The sequence below is a fragment of the Bacillus sp. MBGLi79 genome (assembly GCF_002953915.1).
This window is the reverse complement of record NZ_CP026521.1, coordinates 3,531,368-3,538,735: the sequence shown is the minus strand read 5'-3', so window position 1 is coordinate 3,538,735 and position 7,368 is coordinate 3,531,368. Positions and strand designations below refer to the sequence as shown.

Below are 7,368 nucleotides of genomic sequence, written 5' to 3'. Positions count from 1 at the left end.
GAAGCAAGGAAACGGATAAGAGGGATTAGGATGTACGAATTTAAAGATTTTTACCGTAATACGGTTCAGCTTTCTTTTGAAAAGGAACCTTTTTCAAAAGAACCAAAGCATGTATGGGTGATCTGCCGTTACGAAGATCAATGGCTGTTGACAAATCATAAAGACAGGGGCCGTGAATTCCCAGGCGGCAAAGTCGAACGAAGCGAAAATGCTGAGGAAGCGGCTTTGCGGGAAGTAAAGGAAGAAACAGGAGCTGTCGTAAGAAAGCTGACCTATCTCGGACAATATAAAGTTCTTGGCAGAGAGAAAGTGATCGTCAAAAATATTTATTTTGCCGATATCGAAAAGATCGAAAAACAGCAGACATACTATGAGACAAATGGCCCTGTTTTGCTGAAGAGCCTCCCGAAAGATATCGCTAAAAACAGAAATTACAGTTTTATAATGAAAGATTCCGTCCTGACGATCAGTCTTGAAAAGCTGAAAAAGGCCGGCATCATCAAATAAAAAGCCCTGCATTTGCAGGGTTTTTTCATGTTATACTCTGCCTTTCATCCACTTTCTTTCCAACAGCTCGACACCCTGATACATCAATGTTGCAAAGACGGCGATGATCAGGAGGCTCAGCATGACGAGGTTGAAATTAAAGACTTGAAAGCCGTAGATGATCATATAGCCGAGGCCTTGAGCCGACACTAAAAATTCTCCTACGATGACGCCGACCCAGCTTAAGCCGACATTGACCTTCAGTGTAGATATGATTGTCGGAATGGAAGCGGGCAGAATGACTTCTTTGAAAATCTCGCGTTTCGTTGCACCGAATGTTTTCATGACTTTTAAATAATTTTCATCGATTTCTTGAAAGGACGTGTAGACGACGATTGTCGTAATGATAACGCTGATGATGGCGCCCATTGCAATAATACTCGTCAAGCTGGGGCCGATCGCCACGATGAGAATGGGGCCTAGCGCCACTTTCGGCATCGCATTTAAGACGACAAGATACGGATCCAATATTTTGGAGAGCCTCGGGAACCACCATAGGAGGGCGGCCAGAAAAGTTCCAAGCAATGTTCCGGCCAGAAAGCCGAGGATGGTTTCAAATACGGTGACACCGATATGCCCCGGCAATGATCCGTCTCCCATCTTTTCGAGGAAAAGCGCCCAGACGGCTGAAGGAGAGCTGAAGATCAGCGGATCGATCCACGCCAGACGGCTTGCGGTTTCCCACAGTGAAAAGAAAACGATGAAAATCACGATTTGATAAAAGCGGACCCGCCTTTTTTCGGCTTGCTGCTCCTTTAAAAAATCCTCATGAAGGAAGTCAATTTTTGATTTCAGATGTTTGTTATTCAAGGTCATTGAGCTCCTTCCATATGTTCTGAAAGAGGGGCTGAAATTCCGGTTCCTGTCTCGCTTCAAACGGTGTCAGCTTCCTGATCGCTTCAGGAACGGCAAATGTTTTATGGATGGTGCCCGGCTGCTTTGAAAATAGCAATATCCGATCGCTCATCGCGATCGCTTCACCGATATCATGAGTCACGAGCACCGCTGTTTTTTGATACGTCTTTAACGTGTTGAACACCAAATCTTCGAGGTTTAGTTTTGTCTGATAGTCAAGGGCTGAAAAAGGTTCATCAAGCAGGAGGATATCGGGGTCGACAGCGAGTGTGCGGGCAAGCGCCGCCCTTTGTCTCATACCGCCTGAGAGCTCTTTTGGATACTTTTTTTCAACCTCGTAAAGCCCGAATTTTTTCAGCAGGCCGAGAGCGGTCTCCTTTGTTTCCGGTCCGAATTTTTTGGAAATATGCAAACCGATTAAGACGTTTTCCTCAATGGTTTTCCAGGGAAATAAATAATCCTGCTGGAGCATATAACCGATGTGCCGATCCTCTTCGTCAGGCGTGCGCCCTTCCACCAAGATGCGTCCTTCCGTGGGGGAAACGATGCCGGCGATGATCGATAAAAGTGTTGTTTTGCCGCATCCGCTTGGGCCGAGAAACGAAACAAATTCGCCCTTTTCGACTTCAATGCTGACGTTTTCCAGCGCTGCTGTTTTTTCCTTTAATGAAAAGTAAGTATGTGTGACATCCTGAACTTGCAAAAAAGACACTGCGGCCACCTCCTAGTGATTTTTTGTGACCTTTTCGGCGATCCTTGTATTGACCAGCTCTTGATGAGGGGTGCGCTTCGGCAGCTCGCCGGCTTCATCCATGATGGTTTGAAGCTGGTTCCATTCTTTTTCAGCCAAAACAGGCTCAAGGGCAAAAGACCGTTGTTGTTTATACCGTTCGATTGAAGATTCAATGATTGAAAGCTCGGTATCTTTAAAATAATCTTGAATGCTTTCGGCAGCTTCTTTTGCAGAGTGCGTCTCTACCCACTGCTGGGCTTTGTAAACCGCGCGGGTGAACTTTTCGACCGCTTCTTCGTTTTTTGTTAAGTAGCTTTGTTTAGCCATGAATGTCGTATATGGAATTCGGCCCGATTCTTTTCCGAAGGAGGCGACAATGCGGCCGATGCCTTCTCTTTCAAAAATGGAGGCCTGGGGTTCAAATAATTGAACATAATCGCCTGTACCAGATGCAAAGCTGTTTGCGATATTCGCGAAATCAATCGTTTGGATCAGGTCCACATCCTTTTTGGGATCAATGCCTTTCTGTTTCAGGACAAATTCGCCCGCCATCTGCGGCATTCCGCCTTTGCGCTGGCCAAGGAACGTTTTGTTTTTCAAATCATCCCAGCTGAAATGCCCCGCATCGTTCCTGGCGACGAGGAATGTTCCGTCCGTCTGGGTAAGCTGTGCAAAATTAATCACCGGATCGCTTGCGCCCTGGGCATTCACGTATATTGACGTTTCCGAGCCGACAAGCGCAATATCGGCACCGTTTGACAGAAGGGCAGTCATCGTTTTATCTCCACCCCATGTCGTTTTCAGTTCAACATCAAGGCCTTCTTCTTTAAACAAACCTTCAGACAAGGCGATATATAAAGGCGTATAGAAAACGGAACGGGTCACTTCCGCGAGACGGATCTTTTCGGGCTTTTGACCGCCGCATGAAGCGAGGATAAACAGCATCATAATGAAGGATAATATGGTAAAAAAGAAACGCTTCAAACCGATTTCCCTCCTTTGATTTCGGTTATTTTCGGCATAAAATAGTTTATGTTATATACTAAACAGGTGTGAGGGGCAGCTGCGGATTAAAAAAGAGGTGACGTGACGAATGTGGTTAGAAAAAAGAAGGTTTCCATCGCCGAACAAAAAGGTGCGTCTGTTTTCCGTCACATACCTTTCACAAGGACTCAAGGTTAAGGGGCTCTTGGCGGAACCGACCGCTCCCGGACATTATGACGGATTTTTGTATTTGCGCGGCGGAATTAAAAACGTCGGGATGGTCAGACCGGGCCGAATCGTCCAGTTCGCTTCACAGGGCTTTGTCGTTCTTGCTCCGTTTTACAGAGGCAATCAAGGAGGAGAAGGCGATGAAGACTTTGCGGGTGATGACCGGGAAGATGCTTTTGCCGCTTTTCGTCTTCTGCAGAAGCATGACCTGGTAAAAGATGGACGCGTACACATTTTTGGCTTTTCCCGCGGCGGGATCATGGGTATCTTAACGGCAATCGAAATGAAAGAAGCTGCAGCTTCGTTTGTGTCTTGGGGCGGTGTCAGCGATATGGTTATGACCTATCGCGAACGCAAAGATTTGCGGCGGATGATGAAGCGGGTCATCGGCGGGACGCCTGAAAAGGTTCCTGAAGCGTACGAATGGAGGACGCCTTTTGACGAGCTGGAGAAGATCGAAGCGCCCGTGCTTTTGATCCACGGAGCAAACGATGAAAATGTCTCCATCGAGCATGCGCGGCGTCTAGAACGCGAACTTCTGCAAAGAAACAAGTCTGTGGATACGTGGTATTTCAGTCGATATACCCACTATTTTCCTCCGCGGGAAAATAGGCGGATTGTAAGAGAATTGTCTCAATGGATGAAAAGCCGGCCTTGGACAAGTTATGGTAAACTAAAAGAAAAGAGAAAAGGAGGGGGACTTTAGGTGGGAATGCCAGTTGAATTTAATACAATGATTGTGACAAAAGGAAAAGAAACACGGGTTGAGGAAAATGTGTTTACACTTGAAAAAGAAGGTTATCGGGTTTACCCTCTTCATGTGCCGCTTGAAGTCAGAAAGACTAAGCGGGGCGACATTACCGGCACCGCGCAGGCGGAGCGCCTTGAATGGTCAGACGGACGGACTCATTTAACATACAGGCTCGTATCATTAAATTCGACGAATTAAAAAAGCCAAGGCGCGGATAGCGTCCTTGGCTTTTCTGTATTATGCAGGCACATCTTCCTCTTTTCCGATTCCTTTTTTGGAAGTCAGCCTGTGAATCAGCATGGTGAGAGCGCCGTCTCCTGTCACGTTCGTTGCTGTACCCAAGCTGTCCTGAGCAAGGTAAAGTGCGATCATCAATGATACGCTGGTTTCATTAAAGCCGAGCATCGACTGCAGCAGTCCGGCCGCGGCCATAACGGCACCCCCCGGGGCACCGGGCGCTGCGACCATTGTGACGCCAAGCATTAAAATGAACGGCATCATGATCGAAAAAGTCGGTGTTTGACCGTTTAGAATCATTACGCCCATTGCACAGCTCGTCAGTGTAATCGTGCTACCTGACAAATGAATATTGGCCAGGAGCGGAACGGCGAAGTCAGCCACTTTTTGGCTTGCTCCCGTTTTTCTGACTTGTCTCAACGTGACGGGAATCGTTGCCGCTGACGATTGTGTGCCGAGCGCAGTGAAGTATGCCGGCGCCACGATTTTCAACAGCGACAGCGGATTTCTGCCGTTTGCAGCGCCCGCAACGGAGTACTGAATCAAAAGTATGACGAGGTGAAGCACGATAATCATCACGAAAACTTTAGCAAATACGGATAAGATTGTCTGCACCTGACCGCCGAACGTCATATTGGTGAAAATACCGAAAATATGAACAGGCAGTAACGGAATAATAATATATGATATCAGCTTTTCAACGATCGTTTGAAATTCATCGAATGCGTTTTTTAATGTTTTTCCGGGCAGATAAGCGATTCCGATTCCCATGATGAAAGCAAAAATCAGTGCGCTCATCACGCTCATAAACGGCGTCATTTCAATGGTGAAAAATCCTGCTTGCAAAACTTCTTCCGGATTTTTAAATTCCTGCAGCTGATGGCCGGAAATGATCGCGGGGAGAAGATTTGATCCGACAAGGTACGCCAGGAGGCCGGCAAAAATGGTTGACGTGTAGGCGATACCTGCTGTAATGCCAAGGATTTTTCCGGCGCCGCGGCCGATTTGTCCGATGCCGGGAATAATAAAAGCGATAATAATAAAAGGAATGACGAATTTAATGAAGTTTCCAAAAATATCATTGAAAGTAGCGGCTGTTTTGACAAACCAAAGCGGAGCAAAGCTTCCGACGATAACACCAAGAACAATTGCCGTCATAATTCTCGGCAGTAATCCAAATTTCATAGATGTGTCCTCCTGATATATACAAATGTTTTTATCATATTATCATATGAAAGATTTCTTTTGTTAAAAATAAAAAAAGTCTGTATTTTCAAATAATAACAGCCGCGAATTGGAAGCGTTTTATCACAGGCCGTGCTTGATTGTCGTTTTAATCATTGTCCAGAAAATGGCATCGGCCGCTGACAGGCGAAGCGGATTTTTAATAAACTGCAGCAGCGCAGAATACCTGCGCTGCTGCAAGCGGGTTGAGTTATACGAGCGGTCCTCCGGCTTTTTCAATGTTTTCGGTATTAGAGAATTTTTTGAAATTCTTTTTGAATGCATTCGCCAAGTGGATCGCTTTTTCCTCGTATTCGTTTTCATCTGTCCAAGTTTTAGCCGGGTCAAGCACTTGATCAGGCACACCCGGAACATGGACCGGTGAATGAAGTCCGAAAATGCGGTCAGTCTTCATTTCGGCGTTATCCAGTTCTCCTTCTATCGCAGCCTGAACCATCGCTCTCGTATAAGCGAGGCTCATTCTTTCCCCTGTTCCGTATCCGCCGCCGGTCCAGCCTGTATTGACGAGAAAGACGCTGACGCCGTGCTCATCGATTTTTCTTCCGAGCATTTCAGCGTACACATGTGCAGGGAGCGGAAGGAACGGGGAACCGAAGCAGGTCGAGAATGTGGCTTCAGGAGCGGTGATCCCGCGTTCGGTGCCGGCGAGCTTGCTTGTATATCCGCTCAGGAAATGATACATGGCTTGTTCTTTCGTTAACTTGCTGATCGGAGGAAGCACGCCGAAAGCATCTGCCGTCAGAAATACAATGGTCTGCGGGTGTGCTGCGATGCTCGGCTTGACGATGTTGTCAATCGCATCAATCGGGTAAGCCGCTCTCGTGTTTTCCGTATAGAATGCGTCGGAATAGTCCGGCTCCCCGGTTTTGCCGTCAACCACGACATTTTCAAGAACGGAACCGAAGCGGATCGCATTGTAAATCTGCGGTTCTTTTTCTTTGCTTAAGTTAATGCACTTGGCGTAGCAGCCTCCTTCAATGTTGAAAACGCCTGTGCTGGACCAGCCGTGTTCGTCGTCACCGATCAGCTTCCGTTTCGGATCGGCGGAAAGCGTCGTTTTTCCTGTGCCTGACAATCCGAAGAAGAGAGCTGTTCCGCCTTCCTCGCCAATGTTTGCCGAACAGTGCATCGGTAAAATGTTTTGTTCAGGAAGAAGATAATTCATAATAGAAAAAATCGATTTTTTCATCTCGCCGGCATATTCGGTGCCTCCGATTAAAATCGTACGCTTTTCAAACGACACGATGATAAATGTTTCAGATCTGGTCCCGTCAATGAGCGGATCGGCTTTGAAATGCGGAGCGGAAAGAATCGTAAACGGCTGTTCTTCAGGTTTTTTATCATGTTCTTCAGGTCTGATGAACAACTGTCTTGCAAACAGGTTGTGCCAGGCGAACTCGTTGACAACTGTAATCGGAAGCCGGTATTTTTCGTCTGCTCCTGCAAACCCTTCAAATACATACAATTCATCGCGTTCCTTTAAATAGCTGAGCACTTTTGTGTACAGCCGGTCAAAGGCGGATTCTGAAATCGGCTGGTTTACTGCGCCCCAATCGATTTTGTCCTTTGTGCTCGCTTCTTCCACAATGAATTTGTCTTTTGGCGAGCGGCCGGTGTATGTACCGGTTGTAGCCCGCACGGCTCCGGAAGATGTTAAGACTCCTTCTTTGCGTTCAAGGACTTTTTCAACCAAAAGGGGAACGGATAAGTTCAGCTGAACGTTTTCGCCCATTAATAACGTTTGTAAGTCAGTTGTTAAATCTACAGAATTCATAAAAAACCTTCCTTT

Annotated in this window: 8 protein-coding genes; 3 read left to right on the top strand and 5 right to left on the bottom strand. The window is 46.7% G+C overall.

Translation table 11 applies throughout. The features are described from left to right. Positions 1-30: 30 nt before the first annotated feature. Positions 31-507 (top strand): RNA deprotection pyrophosphohydrolase, encoded by a 477-nt coding sequence (gene ytkD / locus C1T29_RS18075; protein WP_026579030.1) that lies wholly within the window; start codon positions 31-33, stop codon positions 505-507. Between the two features lie 30 nt (positions 508-537). On the opposite strand, the gene C1T29_RS18070 is transcribed toward ytkD, so the two are convergent. The 3 genes from C1T29_RS18070 to C1T29_RS18060 are packed head-to-tail and all read right to left on the bottom strand — an operon-like array spanning position 538 to position 3,082. After that, a complete protein-coding gene (locus tag C1T29_RS18070) occupies positions 538-1,362 on the bottom strand; it encodes an ABC transporter permease (protein ID WP_031304951.1) in 825 nt (274 codons plus the stop codon). Beyond that, entirely contained in the window at positions 1,349-2,113 is a 765-nt protein-coding gene (locus tag C1T29_RS18065; RefSeq protein WP_020452675.1) for an ABC transporter ATP-binding protein, read from the bottom strand. Before C1T29_RS18065 ends, C1T29_RS18070 begins: the two co-directional genes overlap by 14 nt. Before the next feature lie 12 nt (positions 2,114-2,125). Further along, positions 2,126-3,082, bottom strand: a complete 957-nt coding sequence (locus tag C1T29_RS18060) for an ABC transporter substrate-binding protein (RefSeq protein WP_043054601.1) — start codon at positions 3,080-3,082, stop codon at positions 2,126-2,128. Positions 3,083-3,227: 145 nt separating this feature from the next. Between C1T29_RS18060 and C1T29_RS18055 the strand changes: the two genes are divergently transcribed. Together C1T29_RS18055 and C1T29_RS18050 are read left to right on the top strand one after the other, a co-directional pair. Further along, positions 3,228-4,052 (top strand): alpha/beta hydrolase family protein, encoded by an 825-nt coding sequence (locus C1T29_RS18055; RefSeq protein ID WP_103750252.1) that lies wholly within the window; start codon positions 3,228-3,230, stop codon positions 4,050-4,052. Next, positions 4,053-4,295, top strand: a complete 243-nt coding sequence (locus C1T29_RS18050; RefSeq protein WP_009329422.1) for a DUF2584 domain-containing protein — start codon at positions 4,053-4,055, stop codon at positions 4,293-4,295. It begins immediately after the preceding gene. 39 nt (positions 4,296-4,334) lie between these two features. On the opposite strand, the gene C1T29_RS18045 is transcribed toward C1T29_RS18050, so the two are convergent. Together C1T29_RS18045 and pckA are read right to left on the bottom strand one after the other, a co-directional pair. After that, the gene (locus tag C1T29_RS18045; RefSeq protein WP_020452671.1) at positions 4,335-5,519 is read right to left on the bottom strand and encodes a dicarboxylate/amino acid:cation symporter; all 1,185 of its coding nucleotides are present in this window, start codon (positions 5,517-5,519) and stop codon (positions 4,335-4,337) included. A gap of 250 nt (positions 5,520-5,769) precedes the next feature. After that, positions 5,770-7,353, bottom strand: a complete 1,584-nt coding sequence (gene pckA, locus C1T29_RS18040) for a phosphoenolpyruvate carboxykinase (ATP) (RefSeq protein ID WP_043054444.1) — start codon at positions 7,351-7,353, stop codon at positions 5,770-5,772. Positions 7,354-7,368: the final 15 nt, after the last annotated feature.